Source organism: Pseudomonas capeferrum (assembly GCF_000731675.1).
Classification (GTDB): domain Bacteria; phylum Pseudomonadota; class Gammaproteobacteria; order Pseudomonadales; family Pseudomonadaceae; genus Aquipseudomonas; species Aquipseudomonas capeferrum.
In genome coordinates this window covers 169,158-195,181 of record NZ_JMIT01000003.1, presented here as the reverse complement: position 1 = coordinate 195,181, position 26,024 = coordinate 169,158, and the positions used below count along the sequence as shown (strand labels likewise).

The window sequence follows — 26,024 nt, the reverse complement described above, 5'->3', positions numbered from 1 at the left end:
CGGCTGCGGTGCAGGCCTGTTGGCACTTCATCGGCATGGGTTACGGGATAGGCGCAGGGTCCGTCTTGGCTTCCCGGTGATTCGCCCAATACTGGATCAGCTCGCGCAACTGCGACAGCTCCACCGGCTTGGCCATGTGCCCATCCATGCCCGCCAGCTTGGCGCGCTCCTTGTGCTCGGCAAGGATATGCGCAGTCAGCGCCACCACCGGCGTGCGCTGGCGCTGCTGTGCGGCTTCCCACGCGCGCAGTTGCTGGGTCGCCGAGAAACCGTCCAGCACAGGCATCTCGCAGTCCATCAGCACCAGGTCATAGCGTTGCGCTTTCATCGCTTGCAACGCCTCTTCACCGTTGCAGGCCGTGTCCGGCTCAAGGTTGAGCTTGCCGAGCATGCCACGGATGACCTTGGTGGAAATACTGTTGTCCTCGGCGACCAGCACGCGGAAGTCGCTGGGCAGGTCCAGTGCTTGCGGGGTACCGGGCAGGCTGGCGGGCACCGCTTGCTCACGGCCGCGTTGGGCCAGCTCTTCAGCCAGCGTGGTCTTGAGTGTATAGCCCGCCACCGGTTTGGCGAGAATCCGCTTGACCCCGGCATTGCGCGCGATGACCTTGCTCGGCGCATTGCTGATGCCGGTGAGCATCACCACCAGGATGTCGTGGTTGAGGCTGGGGTCTTCCTTGATCTTGGCCGCCAGTTGCATACCGGTCATGCCGGGCATGTTCTGGTCCAGCAGCACGGCATCGAAGTAATCACGCAAGTGGGCCTTGGTGCGCAGCAACGCCAGCGCCTCCTTGCCTGACGGCACCGCGCTGACATTCATGCCCCAGGCGCTGCACTGCTGTACCAGCACCTTGCGGCAGGTGTCGTTGTCGTCCACCACCAGTACCCGAGCGTCGCGCAGCGGGCCGTCGAGGTCGGCGGGTGGCTGTTCAAGGCGCGAAGGGTCCAGCGGCAGGGTCAGCCACAGAGTGTTGCCCATGCCGCTGCTGCTCTTGATGCCGAATTCGCCCTGCATCAGGCCGATCAACTGCTTGGCGATGACCAGCCCGAGGTGGCCGCCCAGCTTGTTGCTGGAGAGGAAGTGGTGGCTGTGCAGCTCGGCTTGCAGCAGCGCTTCGCGCTCGGCGGCGGGCAACGGTTCGCCGCTGTCCTGCACGGCAATGCGCAAACGCGGGGTCGCGCCGCGCTGGTCGAGCGCCACCACCAGCAGGATCTCGCCCTGGTCGGTGTTTTTAAGAGCATTTTCCAGCAGGCTCGACAGCGCCTGGCGCAGGCGTGTCGGGTCGCCACTGATCACCCGTGGCACTTGCGGCTGGGTAAAGCTGATCAGCTCGATGTTCTGCTGCTCGGCCTTGGCCCGGAAGATGTTCAGGCAGTCCTCGATCAGGGCGTTGAGGTCGAACTGCACATCGTCCAGCTCGATCTGCCGTGACTCCAGCTTGGAGATGTCGAGAATCTCGTTGATCAGCGTCAGCAACTCGTTGCCGGCACTATGGATGGTTTGCACATAGTCGCGCTGCTTGACCGACAACGGCGTGCCGAGCAGCAGCTCGGTCATGCCCAGCACGCCGTTCATGGGCGTACGGATTTCGTGGCTGATCTTGGCCAGGAACTCGGCCTTGGCGTTGATCTCGGCATCGCTGGCGGCCAGTGCACGGCTGGCGCTGAAGCGCTCTTCGCTCATGCGTCGCAGGCGTTCGCTGACCGCCAGGTTCAGCAGCAGGCCGCTGATGACGGTCAGGCCCATGAGCACGCACAGCAGCCAGGGCGTGGAGGTGCGGGTCAGGCCCAGCAGCGCCGGCAGCAGTACCAGCCCGCCAAGGTTATAGACCACCATGGCGAGGCTGAACAGACGGGCTGGCGCATAGCCCTTGTACCAGTGGAAGGTGCTGACCAGCAGCATGCTGACACTGCCCAGGGCCAGCAGCGCATAGGTCATCAGGTTGAGCGGCAAGGTGTCGACGAACAGCAGCACCAGGCCGCTGACTGCTGCCACCAGCATCTCGCCTTGCAGCAGGCGGTTCAGCCGCGGCGAATTGCACGGCGAGAAGAAATGCAGGGTGAAATACAGCCCGGCCAAGCCCGCGAGCACCAGGGTGAGATAGGCAGCGGGCGTTTGCGCACTGTGCCACACATGCCACCAGGGGCCGCTAAGATTGAGCAGGATCAACCCGCTGAGCAACATCAGCCCGTGGTACAGGGCCAGAATCAGGGTAGTGCTGGAGCGGCTATAGAGGAAGCGGATCAGGTTGTGCAGGATCAGCATCACCAGGCCGCCAAAGAGCATGCCGAACAGCAGTGGCCGGCTTTGGTCCGAGGCAGCCACGGCGGCGGGCTCCAGGCTGATCGCCGGGCGCAGTTGATGCTCTGAGACCAGGCGCAGGTAGATGTCCAGCGGCTGCTTGCTGTTGGGCAGGGGCAGTACATGGTCGCTGCCGCGCAGGGTCGGGCTGGCATTGCCGGCCTGGCGCCCGTGGTGCAGCTGACGGAGTAATTTGTCGCCCTCGAGGGCGTAGAGGTCCAGGCCAGACAGGTCTGGCGCGAAGACCCGCAGCAGTTGCTCCTGATCGCCGGGTTCCAGGCGATAGTGCAGCCACAGGGCTTGTTCTGCGGGGGCAGCGTCCAGGTCAGCGAGCAGCAGGGGGCTGAACTGGTTGCGGTAGCGGTCGGAGCGCACGTCGCTCAATTGCAGGTTGGCCTGTTCGTCGAGCAGCACAGACCAGCCTCCGCCTTCTTCGGCCGAAGCCGGGAGCAGGCAGAGCAAGGTCAGCAAGCTGACGATCAGAGCTGTGGCAATCCGAAGCCGACGCACTACGAAATCCCTTCTTAGCCGATGTGCCGGATACTAACTATGCGCGGCGCGCCAAGTCGAAGGCAAGGCCCACACAGGGCCCTGTCGACGAGCCGAAGGCCGTGGGCGCAAGGCGTCACGGCGCTTCGGTAAAGGTTACTGCTGGTGTTCACCGCGCTCGCGGGCGATGGCCCGGTAGCCGATGTCGGTGCGGTAGAAGCTGCCGTCCCATTTGACCTGCTCTGCCAGGCGGTAGGCCTGCTGCTGAGCGGCTTCGACGGTCTCGCCCAGGGCGGTCGCGCAGAGCACACGGCCGCCGGCGGTCACCACCTGGCCATCTTTGAGGGTGGTGCCAGCGTGGAACACCTTGCCTTCGAGCTTGGCAGCCGCGTCCAGGCCGCTGATTGCGTCACCCTTGGCGTAGTCGCCCGGGTAGCCGCCGGCGGCCAGTACTACGCCCAGGCTCGGCCGTGGGTTCCACTGCGCTTCGACCTTGTCCAGGGCCTTGGCGAAAGCGGCCTCGATCAGCAGCACCAGGCTCGATTCCAGGCGCAGCATGACGGGCTGGGTTTCCGGGTCGCCGAAGCGGCAGTTGAACTCGATGACCTTGGGGTTGCCCGCTTTGTCGATCATCAGGCCCGCGTAGAGGAAGCCGGTGTAGACGTTGCCTTCCTCGGCCATACCGCGCACGGTCGGCCAGATGACCTGGTCCATCACGCGCTGGTGCACGTCGGCGGTGACGACCGGGGCAGGGGAGTAAGCGCCCATGCCGCCGGTGTTCGGGCCGGTGTCGGCGTCGCCGACGCGCTTGTGGTCCTGGCTGGTGGCCATTGGCAGCACGTTGTGGCCGTCGACCATGACGATGAAGCTGGCTTCCTCGCCGTCCAGGAACTCTTCGATCACCACACGCGAGCCAGCGTCGCCAAAGGCGTTGCCAGCCAGCATGTCACGCACGGCGTCTTCGGCTTCCTGCAGGGTCATGGCGACGATCACGCCTTTGCCCGCAGCCAGGCCGTCGGCCTTGATCACGATCGGCGCACCCTTTTCCTGCAGGTAGGCCAGGGCTGGCTCGATTTCGGTGAAGTTCTGGTAGTCGGCGGTCGGGATCTTGTGACGCGCCAGGAAATCCTTGGTGAAGGCCTTGGAGCCTTCCAGCTGGGCCGCGCCCTTGGTGGGGCCGAAGCAGTCCAGGCCACGGCTGCGGAACAGGTCGACCACACCGATGACCAGTGGCGCTTCCGGGCCGACGATGGTCAGGTCGACGTTCTTCTCGGCGAAGTCGGCCAGTTGCTCCAGGGCGCACACGTCGATGGCAACGTTCTCGCACTTGGCTTCAATGGCGGTGCCAGCGTTGCCTGGGGCAACGAAGACTTTCTCGACGCGTGGGTCCTGGGCAACTTTCCAGGCCAGGGCGTGCTCACGGCCGCCGCTGCCGATGATCAAAACTTTCATGTCAAAACCTCGAATTCTTTCGGGCGTAAGGCAAAGCCTCACGCTGTACGAGGTCGCAATGAAGCAGATGCCTGCTTCAGTGCGGCCGATTGCCGTAAATCAGTGGCGGAAGTGGCGCATACCGGTGAAGACCATGGCGATACCGGCTTCATCAGCGGCAGCAATCACCTCGGCATCGCGCATCGAGCCACCCGGCTGGATCACGGCGCTGATACCCACTTTTGCTGCATTGTCGATGCCGTCACGGAACGGGAAGAACGCATCCGATGCCATGACCGCGCCTTGTACCTGCAGGCCAGCATGCTCGGCCTTGATTGCAGCAATGCGGGCGGAGTTGACGCGGCTCATCTGGCCGGCGCCGACGCCGATGGTCTGGCGCTGCTTGGCGTAGACGATGGCGTTGGACTTGACGAACTTGGCCACTTTCCAGGCGAACACCAAGTCATGGACTTCTTGCTCGGTCGGTGCGCGTTTGGTGACGATCTTCAGGTCATCGGCGGTGATCATGCCGATATCGCGGCTCTGTACCAGCAAACCACCGTTGACCCGCTTGAAGTCCCAGCCGGCAGCACGCTCGGCAGGCCACTCGCCGCACTCCAGCAGGCGCACGTTCTGCTTGGCAGCCACCACGTCGCGGGCGGCCTGGGAAATTTTCGGGGCGATGATCACTTCGACGAACTGGCGCTCGACAATGGCCTTGGCGGTTTCGCCGTCCAGCTCGCGGTTGAAGGCGATGATGCCGCCAAACGCCGACTCGGTGTCGGTGGCGTAGGCCAGGTCATAGGCCTTGCGGATGCCGCCTTCTTCTTCCGGTACCACGGCCACGCCGCACGGGTTGGCGTGCTTGACGATGACGCAGGCCGGCTTGACGAAGCTCTTCACGCACTCCAGTGCGGCGTCGGTGTCGGCCACGTTGTTGAACGACAGCTCTTTGCCTTGCAGCTGGATGGCGGAGGAGATGCTCGCCTCACCCTTGCGCGCTTCGACATAGAACGCCGCGCTCTGGTGCGGGTTCTCGCCGTAGCGCATTTCCTGGGCCTTGACGAACTGGCTGTTGAAGGTGCGCGGGAATTCGCTGCGGTCGGACGTCGACAGGGTTTCTTTGGCCTGGTCGATGGTGCCCATGTAGTTGGCGATCATGCCGTCGTAGGCAGCAGTGTGCTCGAAGGCCTTGAGCATCAGGTCGAAGCGCTGGGCGTAGGTCAGGCCACCGGCTTTCAGGCCGTCGAGGACGCTGGCGTAGTCGCTGGCGTTGACCACGATGGCGACATCCTTGTGGTTCTTGGCGGCCGAGCGGACCATGGTCGGGCCACCGATGTCGATGTTCTCGATGGCGGTCGGCAGGTCGCAGCCTGGCTTGGAGATGGTCGCTTCGAAGGGGTACAGGTTGACGGCGACCAGGTCGATCGGCTTGATGCCGTGCTCGTTCATGATGGCGTCGTCGACGCCGCGACGGCCCAGAATGCCGCCGTGGATTTTCGGGTGCAGGGTCTTGACCCGGCCATCCATCATTTCGGCGAAGCCGGTGTAGTCGGCCACTTCCACCGCGTTCACGCCGTTATCCTTGAGCAGCTTGTAGGTGCCGCCGGTGGACAGGATCTCGACACCGAGCTGCTGCAGCTCACGGGCGAATTCGAGGATACCGGTCTTGTCGGAGACGCTGATCAGGGCGCGGCGGATCGGCAGGCGGGTAGTCTGGTCGGTCATTTCGGATTCCATAACGCGGTGGAGTCAGCAAAAAAGGCGTCCCTTTGCAGGAGCCGCCTTTTCTGATTGGGATTCTGGCTTACAACAAGTCGTACTGCTTGAGCTTCTTGCGCAGGGTGCCTCGGTTGAGCCCGAGCATCTCGCTGGCCTTGGTCTGGTTGCCCTTCACGTAGTTCATCACGCTTTCAAGCAGGGGCGCCTCGACTTCGGAGAGCACCAGGTTGTACACGTCCGTGACGGTCGCGCCTTCCAGGTGGGCGAAGTAGTTGTGCAGCGCCTTCTCGACGCTGTCGCGAAGGGTCTGGCCCTCTTCGCTCGGCGTGTTGAGGTGCTGTTTCAGGTTGGCGTTGTCGCTCACGGGCGTTGTTCCACTCACAAATGTCTCGGTCATCATCGTCATGCGGCCACCCCTTGTCCGTCCTCTGTCTCAAGGCTCTGTCGACGTTCACTGAAAAACGCGCGAACGTTGGCGCACTGCGCTTGTGTGTCTTCCAAAGCATTGAACCGGGAGCGAAACTCCTTGCCGCCGGGTCGTGTCGCCAGGTACCAGCCAACGTGCTTGCGGGCAATACGTACGCCCATCACATCGCCATAGAAGGCATGCAGCGCGGCCAGGTGCTCCAGCAGGATGCGTTCCACTTCGTCCAGCTGCGGGGCTGGCAAGTGTTCGCCAGTACGCAGGTAATGCTCGATCTCGCGAAAGATCCATGGCCGCCCCTGGGCGGCGCGGCCGATCAACAGGCCATCGACGCCAGTGGCGTCCAGTACCGCCCGGGCCTTTTCTGGCGAAGTGATATCGCCGTTGGCAAATACCGGGATAGACACCGCCTGCTTGATGGCAGCGATGGTGTCGTATTCTGCTTCGCCTGTGTACAGGTCGGCGCGTGTGCGGCCATGCACCGCCAGCGCCTGGATACCGGCCTGCTCGGCGATCTTCGCCACATTCAGGCCGTTCTTGTTCGCCCGATCCCAGCCAGTGCGGATCTTCAGCGTCACCGGGACGTCCACGGCGCCTACCACGGCGTGGAGAATCTCGCTGACCAAGGCTTCATCTCTCAATAAAGCAGAGCCTGCAGCTTTGTTGCAGACTTTTTTTGCCGGGCAGCCCATGTTGATATCGATGATCTGGGCACCCGCTTGTACGTTGGCCTTTGCCGCCGCCGCCATCATCTGTGCGTCACCACCGGCGATCTGTACCGAGCGTGGCTCGGGATCACCTTCGTGGATGCGGCGCAGGCTCGACTTGCGGCTGTTCCACAGGTTCATGTCGCTGGACACCATCTCCGATACCACCATGCCTGCGCCAAGGCGCTTGCAAAGTGTTCGGAAAGGCTGGTCCGTGACCCCGGCCATGGGGGCGAGGATCAGGTTGTTGCGCAGTGTGTATGGGCCGATGCGTACCGCCGACATAGGTGATCCCTGTTGTGGGGCCGAATCTTGGAGTTCGAAAAAGGGTGGGCATGATACCCGCTCTCGGTGACCGGATAAAGATGGATTTGGATAAAATCTGAACAGTTGTCGGCTTATGACTTTGAGCTTCAAGCCGCAAGCCGCAAGCGGCAAGACAAAAGCGGGCGCGGTCTGGGCCTCTTGTCTTGTAGCTTGCGGCTAGCCGCTTGTCGCTTATTCCGGCGAGCGGAAGCTGAGGCTGTAGTTCACGGCCTTGGGGCCCGGGTCGAGGATGTCCAGGGCGATGTGGATCGGGGTCTGGCTGGGCATTTCGCCACGCCCGGCCAGTTCGCCGGAGAGGTACTCGCTCGGTTTGAAGCGCCGGCTGGCGATCAATTGGCCATTGAGGTCGGCGAAGCGCAGCTCCAGCAGCGGGAACGGCTGGGCGAAGGGCGCGCGGTTGTAGATGATCGCATCGACGATCAGCGCACCCTTGAAGTCCGGATGGCTGCGCACCACCAGGTTGCTGCTCTTGATGCGGGCGATGTCGACGCGGGTCGGCACCTTGCAGCCCAATACCGGGCACAACTGCTGGAAGATCGGCCGGTACTGGTCTTGGCGGGCCATTTCGTCGAAGTGGAACCAGACGTACTGGAACGCCAGCAGGCCGGCGGCCAGCAGCGTCAGGCAGCCCCACAGCAGGCGCTTGCCCCAGTTCGGCTGGGGTTTTTCCCAGCCCAGTTGCAGCGGGTCGTCGACCACGTCGACCAGCGGCTCCTTGCGCGGTGCACGCTCGGGTCTGCTGGACAGGCCTGGCTCCAGGCGTTCGCCGGGCAGCGGCGCGTCAGGGTCGTCGTGATGGGCCGACAGGTGCAGGTCCAGTTCGTCGTCGTCGCGGGCGCTCAGGTCCTTTTCCGGGGCGGCATCATCGCTGGCGGCGAAGTGCTCGCTGACGAACGCATGGTGCTCGTCGGCCTCGATGTCCCGGCGTACAGGCGGCTCATCGTCGATGTCCAGGTCCAGATGGCCGCCCAGGGTCGGCTCGGTGCGATCGCCCGGGGCCGGCTCCAGGTCCAGAGGTTCCTGTTCCAGCAGCACCGGTGCAGGCGCGGGCGCCTGCTGCTGCTCGAAGCGGTCGTCGGTGGCGTTGCCGAACAGGGTGTCGGCATGCGCGTCTGGCTGATGCTCGTCACGGCGGGCCTGCAAGCCGTTGTCCGGCTTGACCGGGCGAGCGGCGGCAGGGTCGCCGCGACGTTCAAGGCGGGCAAGCTCCTGGTCCAGGTCCAGTTCATCCAGGGCCTGGGCGGTGAGCGCCCAGTCTTCCTCGATGGCCGCTGGGCGCTCGCTGATGGGCGGATCGGGCGTAACCGCAGGCGCGGCAACCGGTTCGGCAGGCGCGGCCGGTGCTGGCGGCACCACGGGGGTGCTGGCGGCATCGGTACGGTTCTGCTCCAGCAGTTGCTTTGCGGCGTTGAACACCTGCAGGCAATGGCCGCAACGCACCACCCCGCGCGCCACACTCAACTGGTGATGGGTGACGCGAAAGCTGGTCTGGCAATGCGGGCACTGGGTGACGAAACTGTCGGTCATGCGGCGATCCGGGGTTGTACAAAGGTTATTCTAGGCCCGCTTAACGGCGGCGACCACTGATGCGCACCCAACCATCGCGTACGGCGATCGGGTCCAGCTCGAAGTCGGCGGCGTAGGCAGCGGCCACTTCCTCGCCTTGTTCGGCAAGGATGCCCGACAGTGCCAGCAGGCCGCCAGGGCGAACCAGGCCAGACAACTGTGGCGCCAGCGAGACCAGCGGGCCGGCCAGGATGTTGGCGACCAGTACGTCGGCTTGCATGGCCGGCATGTGCTCGGGCAGGTACAGGGGGAACTGTGCGTCAGCGATGCCGTTGCGCCCGGCGTTGTCGCGCGAGGCTTCCAGCGCCTGCACGTCGATGTCGGTGCCGACCGCTTCGCGGGCGCCCAGCAGCAGCGCCGCGATGGCCAGAATCCCCGACCCGCAGCCGAAGTCCAGCACGTGGGTGCCTTCGAGTTGCTGGCCGTCGAGCCATTCCAGGCACAGGGCGGTGGTCGGGTGCGTGCCGGTGCCAAACGCCAGGCCCGGGTCGAGCAGCAGGTTGACTGCGTCCTTCTCCGGGGCTTCGTGCCAGCTTGGCACGATCCACAAGCGGCGGCCGAAGCGCATCGGCTGGAAGTTGTCCATCCAGCTGCGCTCCCAGTCCTGGTCTTCGATCACTTCGGCCTGGTGCTCGGGCAGCTCGGCGCCGGTCAGCAGGCGGACGTGGGCGAACACCTGCTCGGGTTCGGCATCGGCCTCGAACAGGGCCAGCAAATGGGTGTGCGACCACAGGGGCGTGGTGTTGAGGTCGGGTTCGAAGATCGGTTGGTCTTCTGCGTCCACGAACGTGACTGAGACGGCGCCGACTTCAAGCAGCGCGTCTTCGTAGGTTTCGGCTTGTTCCGGGCTGATGGCCAGGCGTACTTGCAGCCAGGGCATGGCGGGCACCTTTGGTAAATCGACAGGGGCAGCCCGAGGCTGCGCGAAGGCTGGCAGTTTACGCGAGTGCGCAGGGTTTGTAGAGAAGACCAGGCGCGGACCCTGTAGGAGCGGCCTTGTGTCGCGAAAGGGCCGCAGAGCGGCCCCGGCGATGGCAGAGCAAGCACAAGACAGTTGCCCCCACAGTTATCGTGGTGCCTAGACGAAACAGAGCGAAAGCGACTCAGCTATATAGGCAGGCTTGTCTTCATTCTCGATTTCCAACGTTGCAATCGCCTTGAGCAACCATTGCCCCGGCTTCTTCTCCACCACTTCAGCCAGGTCCACCTTCAGCCGCACCTTGCTGTTGACCTTGACCGGCTGGATGAACCGTACGCTGTCCAACCCATAGTTCACCACCATCTTCAGCCCTTGCGGCAGGACCAGGATGTCCTCCATCAATGTCGGGATCAGCGACAACGTCAGAAAACCATGGGCAATGGTGCCGCCAAAGGGTGTTTTCGCCGCCTTTTCCGGGTCGACATGAATGAACTGGAAATCGCCTGTGGCCTCGGCAAACAGGTTGATGCGCTGCTGGTCGATCGTCAGCCATTCGGAACGTCCGAGTTCCTTGCCAACGTACTGCGAAAGCTCTGTAACCGGTACATAAGGCATCGCGACTCTCCAGGTTGTTATTTGGTACGAAAGTGCAAGATCAGCACGGCGAACCGTTTCAGTCAAGTTATGCGTTTTTCGGCGAATATCGGCTTATAGCTGCGGCGTGCTTATAATGGCCGCCATGCCCGAGGGAGATGCTTATGCTGTTGCGTGGTTTGACCTGGCTGGTGTTGTTCCAGCTGCTGGGTACGGCGATCAATCACCTGTTTGTGCCGTTTTTACCAGGGCCGATCATCGGCTTGCTGTTGCTGCTGGCCTTTCTGATGGCCCGGGGTGAGGTGGGCAAGCCGCTCAACGAGGCTGCCGGCAGCCTGCTGCGTTACCTGCCTCTGTTGCTGGTGCCTCCGGCGGTGGGGGTGATGGTGTATGCCAAGGATATTGCTGCCGACTTTTGGGCGATTGCCGGTGCGTTGTTCATTTCGTGCCTGCTGACCTTGGTATTCGTCGGCGTGCTCATGCAAAAGCTCATCCATCGCCAGGGCAAGCGCGAGGAGCAGCCATGATGTTCGACTGGCAAGGCGCGCTCGACGCAGTCATCCACCACCCCTTGTTTGGTATCGGCATTACCCTCGGGGCTTACCAGGTGGTGCTCGCGGCGTACGAGAAGACCCGCTGGATCTTCCTGCAGCCGGTGCTGGTTTCGATGCTGCTGGTGATCGGGGTGCTGCTCGTGTGTGGCATCGACTACAGCGAGTACCGCAAAAGCACCGAGATCATGAACACGCTACTGGGGCCTGCCACCGTGGCTCTGGCTGTGCCGCTCTATCTCAACCTGCGGCGGATCCGCCAACTGTTCTGGCCGACATTTACTACGCTGGTAGTCGGGGGCCTGTTCGCCACCGTCTGCTGCCTGCTGCTGGGCTGGTGGTTCGGTGCCGAGCACATGATCCTGATGACCATGGCGCCAAAATCGGTGACTTCGCCGATCGCCATGCTGGTGGCTGAGCAGATCGGCGGCGTGGCCGCACTGGCTGCGGTGTTCGTGTTGATCACCGGTGTGATTGGCGCAATCTTCGGCCCAGCGCTGCTGACCCGGCTGGGTGTGCACAGCCCCGAAGCGCGTGGCATGTCGCTGGGCGTTACCGCGCACGCGGTGGGCACTTCGGTAGCCTTGCAGGAAAGTGACGAATGCGGCGCTTTTGCCGCGCTGGCGATGAGCCTGATGGGGGTGGCCACGGCGGTGTTCCTGCCGCTGGCGGTCAGCCTGGTGGCTTGAGGAGTTGTGATGACGCTACCGCTGTTTCCCCTCAATACCGTGCTGTTTCCCGGCTGTTTTCTCGATTTGCAGATTTTCGAGGCGCGTTACCTGGACATGATCAGCCGCTGCATGAAGCAGGGGGCGGGCTTTGGTGTGGTGTGCATCCTTGAAGGCGAGCAGGTCGGCAAGGCGCCGCCGGTGGTGGCTTCGATCGGCTGCGAAGCGATGATCCGCGACTTCGTGCAGCAGGATAACGGCCTGCTGGGGATCCGCGTCGAAGGGGTGCGGCGTTTCAGCCTGGAGCAGACCGAGGTGCAGAAGGACCAGTTGCTGGTGGGCCAGGTGCAATGGCTGCCGGAGTTGGCGGACAGCCCGGTGGGCGAGCCGGACGAAGACCTGCTGGCGTTGCTGGTTGCCTTGGGCGAACACCCGATGGTCGAGGCGCTGGACATGCCGCGACCGGTGGACGGGCGGCAGGCGTTGGCCAATCAGTTGGCGTACCTGCTGCCGTTCATGGAAGAGGACAAGCTCGATCTGCTGGCGATCGATTCGCCGCAGTTGCGCCTGGAAGAGATCCAGCGGCTGCTGGAGCGCATCCAGGGCGAGTTGTTTGCCTGATGCTGCGGTGTTTAGTCGGCCTCAGTACTGATAGCGCAGCAGCGCCTGCGGCAATGCATGCATGGCAAAGAACGCCAGCAACGCAATGCACGCCGGCAGCACCAGCCACCACACCCGCAGCGGCAGTGCGGTAAGCGGTTGGCGGTACTGCGACAAGGTCAGGCTCAACGCACAGACGCAGCACGCCAGCAGGGCGCCGGCCAGAATGTCGGTCGGCCAGTGCGCCCCCAGGTATACCCGCGACAAGGCAATCGCCAGGGCGGGGATGCACCCCAGCATCACCCAGGTCAGGCGCATCCGCGGCGGTTGGCCGCGCCCGGCGAGCACCGCCATCACCAGAAAGAACGCGAACGACGCCGAGCTGTGGCCGCTGGGCATGCTGTAGCTCGTCAGCGGGTCGGTCAGCACCTCGGGGCGCGCGCGGGCGAACAGCCATTTCAGCGTGCCGTTGGCTAGCGCCGTCCCCATCAAGGCGCCGCCGGCAAACAGGGCGTGGCGCCATTGCCGGGCGAGCAGCAGCAGGCCGGTCAGCAGCCCGCCGAGAAAGAACTGGGTGCGAAAATCGCCTAGTCGGGTCACCAGCACCACAACGCCGTCGACGGCCTGGCTGCGGTGCTCCTGCACCAGTGTCATCACGCCCTGGTCGAATTCGTGCAGGTACGGCCAGCCGAGGAATACCCCGGTCAGGGCTGCGAAGCTCATGCCGGCGATCAGTCGTGTTCCATGGCGCTGGTCACGAATGCTGGTGGTCAGGCTGAGGCCGATGATGACTGCCAGGGTGCCGGCGATGATGCCGGCATCCAGCCAGAAGCCTTCCGGTAGCGGTAGACGCATGGCCGCGCCGGTGGCCCAGCCTGGCAGCAGGTAGGCGACCGACCAACCGGCGCCGGCCACCAGGCTGACGGCGATGAAGCGCGGCAGCGGCATGTCGAACATGCCGGCGACCATCGGCAGCATGGGCCGCAGCGGCCCGATGAAGCGCCCCACCAGCAGGCTGGCGATGCCGTAGCGCTGGAAGTAGGCCTCGGCGCTGCCGATCCATTCCGGGTGATGGCGCAGCAGCGGCAGACGCCGGATGTTCTGATGGAAATACTTGCCCACGGTGTATGACAGCGCATCGCCCAGCAAACCGCCGAGAAAACCCAGCAGCAGGGTTTCGCCCAGGCTGAAGGTACCGCTGCCGGCCAGCACGGCGACCGCGAACAGCAGCACCGTGCCAGGCACGATGATGCCGGCAATGGCCAGGCATTCAATGCAGGCCACCAGGAAAATCGCCAGGCCAAGCCACTGTGGGTTGGCGCTTAGCCAGCCGGTCAGGCTGTCGAGCCATTGGCCCATGTGTCAGCTTCCTTGTTCGAGTATGAAGAAGTCTTGGCCTTCGACTTGGCCACGACGCAACGGGTTCCGCGTACAGACGCGGGCGTATTCGGCGTCGACGAAGCGGTACGGCAGGTGTTCGTCGCGCCCGTCTGGGATGCCCAGGCGGGCGGCCTGGATCACTCGCGGTACGGCGATGCCGCAATCGTCGACGTAGAACCGCTCGGGGTCGAACCGTTGGGCGTCCCAGTGCGGCACTTTCAAGCCCAGTGCGCGGCACAGCAGGGTCTGGCCGGCGCAAAGGCGCTCGGCCGGGCGCAGGTTGCCGCCGGCATCGGGGTTGTTCAACTGCATCTGCGCCAGGCTGTTGGGGCCTGAGGTCGCATCCTGCCAAGGGTAGGCGGATTTGATCAGCACGGCGTTGCCCGGGCCTTGGGCGCTGAAGTTCAGTGAGTCGCCACCGCGGGCGTAGTACATATAGATGTGCCCGCCGTCGAGGAACAGCGCCTTGCGTTTTTCGGTGTAGCCGAGCGAAGCATGGCTGCCTTTGTCGGTAAGGTAGTACGCCTCGGTCTCGATGATGCGTGCCGCCAGCCACAGGTCGCCTTGGCGATGGCGGATGACCTTGCCCAGCAGGGCCTTGGCCAGAATTTGGGCGTCACGGTCGAAAAAGCTGTCGGGCAGGGCTGGCATGCTGGCAGTTCGTCGGTGGAAAGGCGGGGATAATAGCAATGAATGGCTTAATCGAGGCTGAACCAGTGCCCTGATTCATTGGTATCGATATGTTTCGCCAGGGTGATGTTTGCCTTGGGAGGGGCGGCGCTCGACCTCGCAGGCACCGAAAATACCAAGTCGTGAACAGCCATTTTCTACCATCCGCCAGCCGCCGCTGGGCGTACACCTGCGCGCCAGTTATAATCAGCCGATTTCCCCTTCGCCAAGACACCGAACCCATGACTGAGTCCGTTCTTGACTACATGACCCGTTTGGGTCGCGCTGCTCGCCAGGCTTCCCGGGTGATCGGCCGTGCCAGCACCGCGCAGAAGAACCGCGCCTTGCAAGCGGCCGCCGACGCTTTGGACGCCGCACGCGCCGAGCTGACCGCCGCCAACGAGCTGGACCTGGCCGCCGGCCGCGGCAATGGCCTGGAGCCAGCGCTGCTCGACCGCCTGGCGCTGACCCCGGCGCGTATCGACGGCATGATCACCGGCCTGCGCCAGGTGGCCAGCCTGCCGGACCCGGTCGGTGCCATCCGCGATATGAGCTACCGCCCATCGGGTATTCAGGTCGGCAAGATGCGCGCTCCGCTGGGGGTGATCGGGATCATCTACGAATCACGCCCGAACGTGACCATCGACGCTGCCAGCCTGTGCCTTAAATCCGGCAACGCGACCATCCTGCGTGGCGGCTCCGAAGCGATCCACTCCAACCGTGCCATCGCCACCTGCATCCAGCGCGGCCTGGCCGAGGCCGGCCTGCCGGCGGCAGTGGTGCAGGTGGTCGAGACCACCGACCGCGAAGCCGTGGGCGCGCTGATCAGCATGCCCGAGTTCGTTGATGTCATCGTGCCGCGCGGCGGCCGTGGCCTGATCGAGCGTATCAGCCGCGATGCGCGGGTGCCGGTGATCAAGCACCTGGACGGCATCTGCCATGTCTACGTCAGCGAGCACGCCGACCTGGACAAGGCCTGGCGCGTCGCCTTCAACGCCAAGACCTACCGCTACGGCATCTGTGGCGCCATGGAAACCCTGCTGGTCGACCAGCGCGTAGCCGAACGGTTCCTGCCGGAAATGGCCCGCCGTTTCCAGGAAAAAGGCGTCGAACTGCGTGGCTGCGAGCGCACGCGTGCGTTCATCGACGCCAAGCCGGCCAGCGAAGACGACTGGCACACCGAGTACCTGGATGCGATCCTGTCGATTCGTGTGGTCGATGACCTGGACCAGGCCATCGAGCACATCAACCACTATGGCTCGCACCACACCGATTCGATCATCACCGAGCACCAGGGCCAGGCCCGCCAGTTCATGGCCGAGGTCGACTCGGCGTCGGTGATGCTCAATACCCCGACCTGCTTTGCCGACGGTTTCGAGTACGGCCTGGGTGCGGAGATCGGTATTTCCACCGACAAGCTGCATGCCCGCGGCCCGGTCGGCCTGGAAGGGCTGACCTGCGAGAAGTACGTGGTGATCGGCGACGGCCAGCTGCGCGGCCAGGAGTCCTGCTGAGTTGAGCAAGGCCCAGGCAGTCCGGCGCATCGGCATTCTAGGCGGCACCTTCGACCCCGTGCACATCGGCCACTTGCGCAGCGCGCTGGAAGTGGCCGAGCTCATGGCGTTGGACGAGTTGCGCCTGCTGCCCAACGCCCGGCCGCCGCACCGCGACACGCCGCAAGTGGCCGCGCAGGATCGCCTGGCGATGGTGCAAAGTGCCGTGCAGGGTGTCGAGCGCCTGAGTGTCGACGCCCGCGAGCTCGCGCGCGACAAGCCGTCGTACACCATCGACACACTGGAGTCGATCCGCGCCGAGCTGGGCACGCACGACCAGTTGTTCCTGGTGCTGGGCTGGGATGCCTTTTGTGGTTTGCCAGGCTGGCACCGCTGGGAAGAACTGCTGCAACACTGTCACATCCTGGTGCTGCAACGCCCGGATGCCGACGTAGAACCCCCTGACGAGCTGCGCAACCTGCTGGCTGCGCGCTCCGAGAGCGATCCCACCGCCATGTCCGGCCCGGCGGGAAATATTTCGTTCGTCTGGCAGACCCCGCTTGCGGTGTCGGCTACACAGATCCGACAGCTGCTGGCCAGCGGCAAGTCGGTGAGGTTCCTGGTGCCGGACGCCGTACTGGCCTACATCGAGGCGCACGAACTGTATCGTGTGCCTAACTGACGGTGCTCCGGCACCTCATCCAACAAGTTGAACGAGTTTTATATGAACAAGCAGAAAATTCACGGCGAAGATCTGGTCAAACTGACCATTAGCGCGCTGGAAGACGTCAAGGCCCAGGACATCCAGGTCATCGACGTGCGCGAAAAGCACAGCCTGACCGACTACATGATCATTGCCACCGGTACCTCCAACCGCCAGATCAACGCGATGCTGGAAAAGGTCCGTGAAGCGGTCAAGAAACAAGGCGCGCAGCCGCTGGGCGAAGAAGGCAAGGGCGACAGCGACTGGGTGCTGCTGGACCTGAATGACGTCATCGTGCACATGATGACCGCCGCTGCCCGTCAGTTCTACGACCTGGAGCGTTTGTGGGCCGGTGCCGAGCAGAGCCGTGCTGTTGATGCCAAGCATCACAGCCCGGAAAACGTCAGCGCCTACTTCGATGACAAGATCAAAGACCGGGAATAAGGAAGCGTCGTGCGTCTGCGCCTGATCGCGGTCGGCTCGCGCATGCCCAAGTGGGTCGAGGACGGTTGGCATGAATATGCCAAGCGCCTGCCCCCGGAGCTGTCGCTCGAGCTGGTGGAAATCCCGCTGAATACCCGTGGCAAGAATGCCGACGTCGCTCGCCTGATCCGTCAGGAGGGCGAGGCCATGCTGAGCAAGGTGCAGCCTGGGGAACGCATCGTTACCCTCGAGGTCCATGGCAAGCCCTGGAGCACCGAGCAACTGGCGACCGAGCTGGACCGCTGGCGCCTGGATGCGCGCACGGTGAATTTGATGGTTGGCGGCCCGGAAGGGCTGGCGCCTGAGGTCTGCGCGCGCGCCGAGCAACGCTGGTCGCTGTCGCCGCTGACGTTGCCGCACCCGTTGGTAAGGATACTCATCGGCGAGCAGATCTACCGCGCCTGGACCGTGTTGTCCGGGCATCCTTACCACAAATGAGCCTGTAAGCAGTCCGATGTCGCAGCCGATCCGTCTCAAGGACCACGAGAAAGACGCCCGCCTGGTGCGTAACCGCGTCGTGGTCGGCGCGGTGGCGATCATGCTGCTTATCTGCGTCTTGATCGCGCGGCTGTATTACCTGCAGATCATCCAGTACGACTACCACTCGACGCTGTCGGAGAACAACCGGGTGCATGTGCAGCCGATCCCGCCGACCCGCGGGCTGATCTTCGACCGAAACGGGGTGATCATCGCCGATAACCGGCCCAGCTTCAGCCTGTCCATGACCCGTGAACGCGCAGGGGACTGGCAGGTGGTGCTGGACAACATCGTCGAAGTGCTGGAGCTGACAGCGGACGACCGCGCCCTCTTCGAAAAACGCATGCGCCAAGGCCGCCGGCCGTTCGAGCCGGTGCCCATCCTGTTCGAGCTCAACGAAGAGCAGATTGCCCGTGTGGCAGTGAACCAGTTCCGCCTGCCGGGCGTGGAAGTGGTCGCGCAGTTGGTGCGGCACTATCCGCAGGGTGCACACTTCGCGCACTCGGTGGGGTATGTCGGGCGCATCAACGAGAAAGAGCTGAAAACCCTGGACCCGGTGAATTACAGCGGCACGCACCATATCGGCAAGACCGGTATCGAGCGCTTCTACGAAGATGCCCTGCACGGCCAGGTCGGTTACGAAGAAGTCGAGACCAACGCCCGCGGCCGGGTGCTGCGGGTGCTCAAGCGTACCGACCCGAAGCCGGGCAAGGACATCGTCCTGAGCCTGGACATCAAGCTGCAGGAAGCCGCCGAAGCGGCCCTGGGCGGCCGGCGCGGCGCGGTAGTTGCGCTCGATCCGCGCACGGGTGAGGTGCTGGCAATGGTCAGCCAGCCGAGCTTCGACCCCAACCTGTTCGTCACCGGCATCAGCTTCAAGGCCTATGCCGAACTGCGTGATTCGATCGACCGGCCGCTGTTCAACCGCGTGTTGCGCGGGCTGTACCCGCCCGGCTCGACCATCAAGCCGGCGGTGGCCATCGCCGGCCTGGACAGTGGCGTTGTCAATGCCGGCAGCCGGGTGTTCGACCCAGGCTATTACCAGTTGCCCAATTACGATCACAAGTACCGTAACTGGAACCGCTCTGGCGATGGCTGGGTCGACCTGGATACCGCGATCATGCGCTCCAACGACACCTACTTCTACGACCTTGCCCACAAGATGGGCATCGACCGCCTGTCCACCTACATGAACAAGTTCGGCATTGGCCAGAAGGTGTCCCTCGACATGTTCGAAGAGTCCTCCGGGCTCATGCCGTCGCGTGAATGGAAGCGCGCCACCCGTCGCCAGGCCTGGTTCCCCGGTGAAACCCTGATTCTCGGTATCGGCCAGGGCTACATGCAGGCCACGCCGCTGCAGCTTGCCCAGGCCACCGCGTTGATCGCCAACAAAGGCGTGTGGAACCGCCCGCACCTGGCCAAGACCATCGAAGGCCAGCCACCGGTGGACGACAACCCCATGGAAAACATCATCCTGCGGGACAAGTCCGACTGGGCCAAGGTTACCCATGGCATGGAGCAGGTGATGCATGGCGCACGGGGTACCGCGCGCAAGGCTGCGGTTGGCGCCCAGTACCGTATCGCCGGCAAGAGCGGTACCGCCCAGGTGGTGGCGATCAAGCAAGGCGAAAAATACGACCGCAACAAACTTCAGGAACGCCACCGCGACCACGCCTTGTTCGTCGCCTTTGCACCGGCCGATGACCCGAAGATCGTGATTTCGGTGATGGTCGAGAACGGCGAGTCAGGCTCTGGCGTCGCCGCACCGGTGGTGCGCCAGATCATGGACGCCTGGTTGCTCGACGAGCACGGCCGGCTCAAGACCGAGTTCGCTCCCGCCACCGTTACCCAGGAATCGGCCCTGTGATGAACAATTTCGATCGCATGCTCTCCAGCGAGGATGTGATGCGTCGGCGCGCCAGTTTTCTGCAGCGCATTCATATCGACGGACCGTTGCTGGTCATTTTGCTGGCCCTCGCGGCCGGCAGCCTGTTCGTGCTCTATTCGGCCAGTGGCAAGAACTGGGACCTGCTGCTCAAGCAGGCCACCTCGTTCGGCATCGGCCTGGTGTCGATGTTCGTCATCGCCCAGCTGGAGCCGCGTTTCATGGCGCGCTGGGTGCCGTTGGCCTACCTGACGGGGGTGCTGTTGCTGGTGGTCGTGGACGTCATGGGCCACAACGCAATGGGCGCGACGCGCTGGATCAACATCCCGGGGGTGATCCGCTTCCAGCCCTCGGAGTTCATGAAGATCATCATGCCGGCGACCATCGCCTGGTACCTGTCCAAGCGCACCTTGCCGCCGCACCTCAAGCATGTGGCGATCAGCCTGGTGCTGATCGGCGTGCCGTTCATTCTGATCGTCCGCCAGCCTGACCTGGGCACGGCGCTGCTGATTCTCGCCTCCGGTGCCTTCGTGCTGTTCATGGGGGGGCTGCGCTGGCGCTGGATCGTCAGCGTGGTGGCCGCCGCGGTGCCAGTGGCGGTGGCCATGTGGTTCTTCGTCATGCACGACTACCAGAAGCAGCGCGTGCTGACCTTCCTCGACCCGGAAAGCGACCCGCTGGGCACCGGCTGGAACATCATCCAGTCCAAGGCCGCGATCGGCTCGGGCGGCGTCTTTGGCAAGGGCTGGCTGCTGGGCACCCAGTCGCACTTGGACTTTTTGCCCGAGAGCCACACCGACTTCATCATTGCGGTGCTGGGTGAGGAGTTCGGCCTGGTCGGCATCTGCCTGCTGCTGATCGTCTACCTGCTGCTGATCGGCCGCGGGCTGATGATCACGGCCCAGGCGCAGACCCTGTTCGGCAAGCTGCTGGCGGGCAGCCTGACGATGACTTTCTTTGTATACGTGTTCGTCAATATCGGTATGGTCAGCGGCCTTCTGCCCGTGGTGGGCGTGCCGCTGCCCTTCATCAGCTATGGCGGAACTTCGTTGGTGACGCTGCTGTCAGCGTTTGGCGTTCTGATGTCGATCCATACGCACCGCAAATGGATCGCACAGGTTTGAATAAGGTGAAGAATTTAATGCAAGCAGTGCGTAACTGGGCTGCCCGTTGTACGCCGTGGATCGGTGCGGTGGGCCTGTTCGGCGCTGTCCAGCTGGCCCATGCGGGCGACTACGATGGCTCGCCCCAGGTGGCCGAGTTCGTTGGCGAAATGGCCCGTGACTATGGCTTTGCCAGTGAGCAGCTGACCGGCGTGTTCCGCGAAGTGCAGCGTAAGCAGTCGATCCTCGATGCCATCTCGCGGCCGGCCGAACGGGTCAAACCGTGGAAGGACTACCGGCCGATGTTCATCACCGACGCGCGCATCGCCCGCGGTGTGGACTTCTGGCGCCAGCACGAAGCGGTGCTGGCCCGTGCCGAGCAGGAATACGGGGTGCCGGCGCAAGTCATCGTCTCGATCATCGGCGTAGAGACCTTCTTTGGCCGCAATACCGGCAATTACCGGGTGATCGACGCCCTGTCGACGCTGGGCTTCGACTACCCGCCGCGGGCCGAATTCTTCCGCAAGGAGTTGCGCGAGTTCCTGCTGCTGGCCCGCGAAGAGCAGCTTGACCCGCTCACGCTCAAGGGTTCCTACGCCGGTGCCATGGGCCTGCCGCAGTTCATGCCGAGCAGTTTCCGCAACTATGCCGTGGACTTCGACGGCGATGGTCACATCAATATCTGGAACAACCCGGACGATGCCATCGGCAGTGTCGCCAGCTACTTCAAGCGCCATGGCTGGGTGGCCGGCGAGGGCGTGGTCAGTCGTGCCATGGTGCAGGGCGAGCGGGCCGACGAAGGCCTGACCACCGGTATCGAGCCGGTGAAGACGGTCGGGGAGTTGCGGGCGCTGGGCTGGTCAAGTCATGATGCGCTGCGCGATGATCTGCCGGTTACCGCCTTCCGCCTGGAGGGCGAAAACGGCCCCGAGTACTGGATGGGCCTGAAGAACTTCTACGCGATCACTCGCTACAACCGCAGCGTGATGTATGCCATGGCGGTGCATCAGCTTTCGGAACAGCTGGTCCAAGCACGGGGCGTCAAGTAATGCGCGCAATCATCTCTACCAACGCTTTCAAGCTGCTGACCTGCCTCGCCGTCGGCGTGGCCCTGGCCAGCTGTTCTTCCAGCCGCCCGACCCCGCAAAGCAGCGGTAACACCGTGCGCACGCAGCCCGGGCTGGACATCAACCGTGCCCACAAGGACGGTGCGCCGTGGTGGGACGTGGATGTGAACAAGATCCCCGACGCCACGCCGACGGTGCACACCGGCAACTACAAGGCCAACCCGTACACGGTGCTGGGCAAGACCTACTACCCGATGCAGGAATCGCGCAACTACCGCGCCGAGGGTACCGCGTCGTGGTATGGCACCAAGTTCCACGGGCAGAACACCGCCAACGGCGAGCTCTATGACCTGTACGGCATGAGCGCCGCGCACAAGACCTTGCCGCTGCCGGCCTACGTGCGGGTGACCAACCTGGCCAACGGCCGCAGCGTGGTCCTGCGGGTCAACGACCGTGGCCCGTTCTATTCCGACCGCATCATCGACTTGTCGTACGCAGCGGCGAAAAAGCTCGGCTACGCCGAAATCGGCACCGCGCATGTGCGCGTCGAAGGCATCGACCCGCAACAATGGTGGGCCCAGCGTGGCCAACAGCCACCGTTGGTGCTGAAGGAGCCTCAGGTCGCGCAGACCCAGTCGATCCCGGCCAGCACCGGCCGCGTCGAGCAGTGGACCCCGCCACCGCAGCAGCACGCGGCGCCTGTCGTGCCCGTGCAAGTCGGCGGCAACAATGTGCCGGCGGGCAACGGCGGCAGCTTCCTGCAGGTGGGCGCCTTCGCCAACCCGGACGCCGCCGAGTTGCTGCGTTCGAAGCTGAGCACCATGGTCAGCGCACCGGTGTTCATCAGCTCTATCGTGCGTAACCAGCAGACGCTGCACCGCGTGCGTCTGGGGCCGATCGGCAGCCAAGGTGAGATCCAGCAGGCGCAAGACAGCATTCGCCTGGCGAACTTGGGGCAGGCCAAGCTGGTCACAGCTGACTGACCGAGTCGGCTTCTTCGCGGGTAAACCCAAGCGGTTTACCCGCGAAGCGCGCTACACCAAACTGTCGGTTTTGTCATGAATTGCCGGGCGCGCGCATGTACAATGGCCGTTTTTGCCCGCAGCGACATAAAGCCGCACTTCGTGGGCACGGCCCAAGGCCTTAAAACTAGACTGACTGGCGCTGGGTACACGACGTGGCCCAGGGAACATCTCAGACCATTAGCGATTTTCGAGAGACGGATGAACATCACCAACCTTGCCAAACGACTTTGCCTGCCCGTACTGCTGATGATCACGCCTGCTGCTTTCGCGGCAGAGCAAATGATGCCGGCACCACCGCAACTGGCAGCCAAGTCCTACGTACTCATGGACGCGTCCAGCGGCAACGTGCTGGTCGAGAACAACGGTGACGAGCGCCTGCCACCGGCCAGCCTGACCAAGCTGATGACCGCCTACATCGCCACCCTGGACATTCGCCGTGGCCAGATCGGTGAAAACGATCCGGTTACCGTCAGCGAAAACGCCTGGCGTACCGGCGGTTCGCGCATGTTCATCAAGGTCGGCAGCCAGGTCACGGTCAGCGACCTGCTGCACGGCATCATCATCCAGTCGGGTAACGATGCTTCGGTCGCCCTGGCCGAGCACATCGCCGGCAGCGAAGACGCCTTCGCCGACATGATGAACAAGACAGCCGCCGACCTCGGCATGTCCAACAGCCACTTCATGAACCCGACCGGCCTGCCGAACACGGAGCACTACTCCTCGGCGCATGACATGGCCCTGCTGGCGCGTGCGATCATTGACGTCGACCCGGCCCACTATGCGATCTACTCGCAGAAAGAGTTCTTCTGGAACAACATCAAGCAGCCCAACCGCAACCTGCTGCTGTGGCGCGACAAGACCGTCGATGGCCTGAAGACCGGCCACACCGACGAAGCCGGTTACTGCATGGTGGCTTCGGCCGTACGTGACGGCCAGCGCCTGATCGCCGTGGTGTTCGGCACCAACAGCGAGCAGTCCCGTGCCGCCGAGACCCAGAAGCTGCTGACCTACGGCTTCCGCTTCTTCGAAACCCAGACCTTCTACCAGAAGGGCACCGAGCTGACCCAGGCCCCGGTCTGGAAGGGCGCCACCAGCCAAGTCAAGGCGGGCCTGGCCAACGACCTGACCATGACTATGCCTAAAGGCCAATTGAAGCGCTTGCAAGCTTCGATGACCATGAACCCGCAGCTCACCGCGCCGATCGCCAAAGGTGACGTGATCGGCAAAGTGGAAGTCAAACTGGACGAGAACGTGGTTCACAGCGCCGACCTGATCGCCCTCGATGGCGTCGAGGAAGGTGGTTTCTTCCGCCGTATGTGGGATAGCATCCGTCTATTCTTCTACGGGTTGTTCAACTGATAACGTGACCTGCCACGCTCCCGCTGTGCATGCGGGAGCGTTGTTGTTGCCACGGCTTACGAGGCCGTTTCCGCCATGAGCGAACCTGACGTCAAGTCGCACAAGATCGAATTCCCCTGCGCTGATTACCCGATCAAGGTGATCGGTGACACCGTGGTCAATTTCAAGGACACGGTCATCGAGATCTTGAAGAAATATGCTGAGGTCGACATGCAGACCTTGGCCGAGCGCCAGAGCAAGGAAGGCAAGTACACCACGGTGCAACTGCACATCGTTGCCACCAGCGAGGATCAGTTGCACGATATCAATAGCGCCCTGCGTGCTACCGGCATCGTGAAAATGGTGCTCTGATGTCCGCCTGTCTCGGTTTTCGCGATCTCGGCCTGCAGCCCTATGAACCGGTGCTGGAAGCCATGCGTCGCTTTACCGAGCAGCGTGGGCCCGACAGCCAGGACGAAATCTGGCTGGTCGAACACCCTTCGGTCTTTACCCAGGGCCAGGCTGGCAAGGCCGAGCACCTGCTGATCCCGGGCGATATCCCGGTGGTGCAGACCGACCGCGGTGGCCAGGTGACCTATCACGGCCCCGGGCAGTTGGTGGCTTACCTGCTGCTGGATGTACGGCGGCTGGGGTTTGGTGTACGTGAGCTGGTCAGCCGCATCGAGCAGGCGCTGATCGACCTGCTTGCCAGTTACGATGTCCAGGCCGCGGCCAAGCCCGACGCCCCGGGTGTCTATGTCGATGGAGCGAAGATCGCCTCCCTCGGCCTGCGAATCCGCAACGGCCGTTCTTTCCACGGCCTTGCCCTGAACGTGGACATGGACCTTGCGCCATTCCGCCGAATCAACCCCTGCGGCTATGCGGGGCTGGCCATGACCCAGCTACGCGATCAGGCAGGCCCGATCGAACTCAACGAGGTCAGGACAAGGCTGCGCGGACAGCTGGTCAAGCACCTCGACTACGCTGAGCAGACGACCCTCACGGGCGGAATCGACTGAATATGACAACTGTGCAAGAAGCCGTGCCGAACCTGATACCTACCCTGGATGCCACCCCGCGCACTGCGCCGAAGAAGGTGGAAGCTGGGGTCAAACTGCGTGGCGCCGACAAGGTGGCGCGCATCCCGGTGAAGATCATCCCCACCGATGAGCTGCCGAAGAAACCCGACTGGATCCGTGTGCGCATCCCGGTTTCGCCCGAGGTAGACCGCATCAAGCAACTGCTGCGCAAGCACAAGCTGCACAGCGTCTGCGAAGAGGCCTCCTGCCCGAACCTGGGCGAGTGCTTCTCTGGCGGTACCGCGACCTTCATGATCATGGGTGACATCTGCACCCGTCGTTGCCCATTCTGCGACGTTGGCCACGGCCGACCGAAGGCACTGGACGTCGATGAGCCGAAAAACCTCGCGGTCGCCATCGCCGACCTGCGCCTGAAGTACGTGGTGATCACCTCGGTAGACCGCGACGACCTGCGTGACGGTGGTGCCCAGCACTTCGCCGACTGCATTCGCGAGATCCGCGCCTTGTCGCCGGGCGTGCAGCTGGAAACTTTGGTCCCGGACTACCGTGGTCGTATGGATGTCGCCCTGCAGATCACCGCGCAAGAGCCGCCGGATGTGTTCAACCACAACCTGGAAACCGTACCGCGCCTTTACAAGGCAGCGCGCCCCGGTTCGGACTACGATTGGTCGCTGGACCTGCTGCAGAAGTTCAAGCAGATGGTGCCGCACGTGCCGACCAAATCGGGCCTGATGCTCGGCCTGGGTGAGACCGACGAAGAAGTCATCGAAGTGATGCAGCGCATGCGCGAGCATGAGATCGACATGCTGACCCTCGGCCAGTACCTGCAGCCGTCGCGCAGCCACTTGCCGGTGCAGCGTTTCGTGCACCCCGACACCTTCGCCTGGTTCGCCGAGGAAGGCTACAAGATGGGCTTCAAGAACGTCGCCTCCGGCCCGCTGGTGCGTTCTTCGTACCATGCCGACCAGCAGGCTCACGAAGCCAAGATCAAGCTCTGAGCCTGGTCTGAGCCACACATGCCGATGCGCGCCGAAAGGCGGCATCGGCATTTTTGTTTAGGC

The 26,024-nt window shown here is 63.5% G+C and carries 25 protein-coding genes; 15 read left to right on the top strand and 10 right to left on the bottom strand.

The window, feature by feature from the left end; translation table 11 throughout:
* Positions 1–40: 40 nt before the first annotated feature.
* From PC358_RS18560 to PC358_RS18525, 8 genes are all read right to left on the bottom strand, one after another.
* Positions 41–2,812: a hybrid sensor histidine kinase/response regulator gene (locus PC358_RS18560; RefSeq protein WP_033701737.1), complete on the bottom strand. Its 2,772-nt coding sequence runs from the start codon at positions 2,810–2,812 to the stop codon at positions 41–43.
* Between the two features lie 135 nt (positions 2,813–2,947).
* Positions 2,948–4,243, bottom strand: coding sequence for a phosphoribosylamine--glycine ligase (gene purD, locus PC358_RS18555; RefSeq protein ID WP_033701736.1), 1,296 nt, complete (start codon positions 4,241–4,243; stop codon positions 2,948–2,950).
* A gap of 99 nt (positions 4,244–4,342) precedes the next feature.
* Complete coding sequence (purH, locus tag PC358_RS18550) at positions 4,343–5,950, bottom strand: bifunctional phosphoribosylaminoimidazolecarboxamide formyltransferase/IMP cyclohydrolase (RefSeq protein WP_033701735.1); 1,608 nt, start codon at positions 5,948–5,950, stop codon at positions 4,343–4,345.
* Positions 5,951–6,029: 79 nt separating this feature from the next.
* On the bottom strand, positions 6,030–6,350 hold the full coding sequence (gene fis, locus PC358_RS18545) for a DNA-binding transcriptional regulator Fis (protein ID WP_012274390.1): 321 nt from the start codon (positions 6,348–6,350) through the stop codon (positions 6,030–6,032).
* Entirely contained in the window at positions 6,347–7,360 is a 1,014-nt protein-coding gene (dusB, locus tag PC358_RS18540; RefSeq protein WP_033701734.1) for a tRNA dihydrouridine synthase DusB, read from the bottom strand. The genes fis and dusB overlap by 4 nt, the downstream gene beginning before the upstream one ends.
* Before the next feature lie 213 nt (positions 7,361–7,573).
* Positions 7,574–8,929 (bottom strand): DUF3426 domain-containing protein, encoded by a 1,356-nt coding sequence (locus PC358_RS18535; RefSeq protein ID WP_033701733.1) that lies wholly within the window; start codon positions 8,927–8,929, stop codon positions 7,574–7,576.
* 40 nt (positions 8,930–8,969) lie between these two features.
* Positions 8,970–9,848: a 50S ribosomal protein L11 methyltransferase gene (gene prmA / locus PC358_RS18530; protein WP_033701732.1), complete on the bottom strand. Its 879-nt coding sequence runs from the start codon at positions 9,846–9,848 to the stop codon at positions 8,970–8,972.
* 198 nt (positions 9,849–10,046) lie between these two features.
* Entirely contained in the window at positions 10,047–10,502 is a 456-nt protein-coding gene (locus tag PC358_RS18525) for a MaoC family dehydratase (protein ID WP_033701730.1), read from the bottom strand.
* Positions 10,503–10,645: 143 nt separating this feature from the next.
* Here PC358_RS18525 and PC358_RS18520 point away from each other — a divergent pair, with 143 nt between their 5' ends.
* Genes PC358_RS18520 through PC358_RS18510 form a run of 3 tightly spaced genes read left to right on the top strand, consistent with a single transcriptional unit; the run spans position 10,646 to position 12,321 of the window.
* A complete protein-coding gene (locus PC358_RS18520) occupies positions 10,646–11,008 on the top strand; it encodes a CidA/LrgA family protein (protein WP_033701729.1) in 363 nt (120 codons plus the stop codon).
* Positions 11,005–11,721, top strand: coding sequence for an LrgB family protein (locus tag PC358_RS18515; protein WP_033701728.1), 717 nt, complete (start codon positions 11,005–11,007; stop codon positions 11,719–11,721). The genes PC358_RS18520 and PC358_RS18515 overlap by 4 nt, the downstream gene beginning before the upstream one ends.
* Positions 11,722–11,730: 9 nt before the next feature.
* Positions 11,731–12,321, top strand: coding sequence for an LON peptidase substrate-binding domain-containing protein (locus tag PC358_RS18510; protein ID WP_033701727.1), 591 nt, complete (start codon positions 11,731–11,733; stop codon positions 12,319–12,321).
* A 21-nt stretch (positions 12,322–12,342) separates the two neighbouring features.
* On the opposite strand, the gene PC358_RS18505 is transcribed toward PC358_RS18510, so the two are convergent.
* Together PC358_RS18505 and PC358_RS18500 are read right to left on the bottom strand one after the other, a co-directional pair.
* On the bottom strand, positions 12,343–13,659 hold the full coding sequence (locus PC358_RS18505) for a bifunctional DedA family/phosphatase PAP2 family protein (RefSeq protein WP_033701726.1): 1,317 nt from the start codon (positions 13,657–13,659) through the stop codon (positions 12,343–12,345).
* 3 nt (positions 13,660–13,662) lie between these two features.
* Complete coding sequence (locus tag PC358_RS18500; protein ID WP_033701725.1) at positions 13,663–14,331, bottom strand: DNA-3-methyladenine glycosylase; 669 nt, start codon at positions 14,329–14,331, stop codon at positions 13,663–13,665.
* Positions 14,332–14,591: 260 nt separating this feature from the next.
* Here PC358_RS18500 and PC358_RS18495 point away from each other — a divergent pair, with 260 nt between their 5' ends.
* The 12 genes from PC358_RS18495 to lipA all read left to right on the top strand — a co-directional run bounded on the left by PC358_RS18495 (position 14,592) and on the right by lipA (position 25,961).
* Positions 14,592–15,863, top strand: a complete 1,272-nt coding sequence (locus PC358_RS18495) for a glutamate-5-semialdehyde dehydrogenase (protein ID WP_033701724.1) — start codon at positions 14,592–14,594, stop codon at positions 15,861–15,863.
* Between the two features lies 1 nt (position 15,864).
* Positions 15,865–16,524: a nicotinate-nucleotide adenylyltransferase gene (gene nadD / locus PC358_RS18490; RefSeq protein WP_033701723.1), complete on the top strand. Its 660-nt coding sequence runs from the start codon at positions 15,865–15,867 to the stop codon at positions 16,522–16,524.
* Between the two features lie 42 nt (positions 16,525–16,566).
* Entirely contained in the window at positions 16,567–16,989 is a 423-nt protein-coding gene (gene rsfS / locus PC358_RS18485; RefSeq protein WP_033701722.1) for a ribosome silencing factor, read from the top strand.
* A gap of 9 nt (positions 16,990–16,998) precedes the next feature.
* A complete protein-coding gene (gene rlmH / locus PC358_RS18480) occupies positions 16,999–17,466 on the top strand; it encodes a 23S rRNA (pseudouridine(1915)-N(3))-methyltransferase RlmH (protein ID WP_023382530.1) in 468 nt (155 codons plus the stop codon).
* 16 nt (positions 17,467–17,482) lie between these two features.
* Entirely contained in the window at positions 17,483–19,372 is a 1,890-nt protein-coding gene (gene mrdA / locus PC358_RS18475; RefSeq protein WP_033701721.1) for a penicillin-binding protein 2, read from the top strand.
* Positions 19,373–19,410: 38 nt separating this feature from the next.
* The gene (gene rodA, locus PC358_RS18470) at positions 19,411–20,514 is read left to right on the top strand and encodes a rod shape-determining protein RodA (protein ID WP_050506153.1); all 1,104 of its coding nucleotides are present in this window, start codon (positions 19,411–19,413) and stop codon (positions 20,512–20,514) included.
* Between the two features lie 17 nt (positions 20,515–20,531).
* Positions 20,532–21,542: a lytic murein transglycosylase B gene (gene mltB, locus PC358_RS18465; RefSeq protein WP_033701719.1), complete on the top strand. Its 1,011-nt coding sequence runs from the start codon at positions 20,532–20,534 to the stop codon at positions 21,540–21,542.
* Positions 21,542–22,543: a septal ring lytic transglycosylase RlpA family protein gene (locus tag PC358_RS18460; protein ID WP_033701718.1), complete on the top strand. Its 1,002-nt coding sequence runs from the start codon at positions 21,542–21,544 to the stop codon at positions 22,541–22,543. The genes mltB and PC358_RS18460 overlap by 1 nt, the downstream gene beginning before the upstream one ends.
* A gap of 240 nt (positions 22,544–22,783) precedes the next feature.
* Positions 22,784–23,944, top strand: coding sequence for a D-alanyl-D-alanine carboxypeptidase family protein (locus tag PC358_RS18455; protein WP_033701717.1), 1,161 nt, complete (start codon positions 22,784–22,786; stop codon positions 23,942–23,944).
* A gap of 75 nt (positions 23,945–24,019) precedes the next feature.
* Positions 24,020–24,295 carry a DUF493 domain-containing protein gene (locus PC358_RS18450; RefSeq protein WP_033701716.1) on the top strand — a complete coding sequence of 92 codons (276 nt, stop codon included), beginning with the start codon at positions 24,020–24,022 and terminating at the stop codon, positions 24,293–24,295.
* Positions 24,295–24,942 (top strand): lipoyl(octanoyl) transferase LipB, encoded by a 648-nt coding sequence (lipB, locus tag PC358_RS18445; RefSeq protein ID WP_033701715.1) that lies wholly within the window; start codon positions 24,295–24,297, stop codon positions 24,940–24,942. Before PC358_RS18450 ends, lipB begins: the two co-directional genes overlap by 1 nt.
* Positions 24,943–24,944: 2 nt before the next feature.
* Entirely contained in the window at positions 24,945–25,961 is a 1,017-nt protein-coding gene (gene lipA, locus PC358_RS18440; protein ID WP_033701714.1) for a lipoyl synthase, read from the top strand.
* The last annotated feature ends 63 nt before the right edge of the window (positions 25,962–26,024 follow it).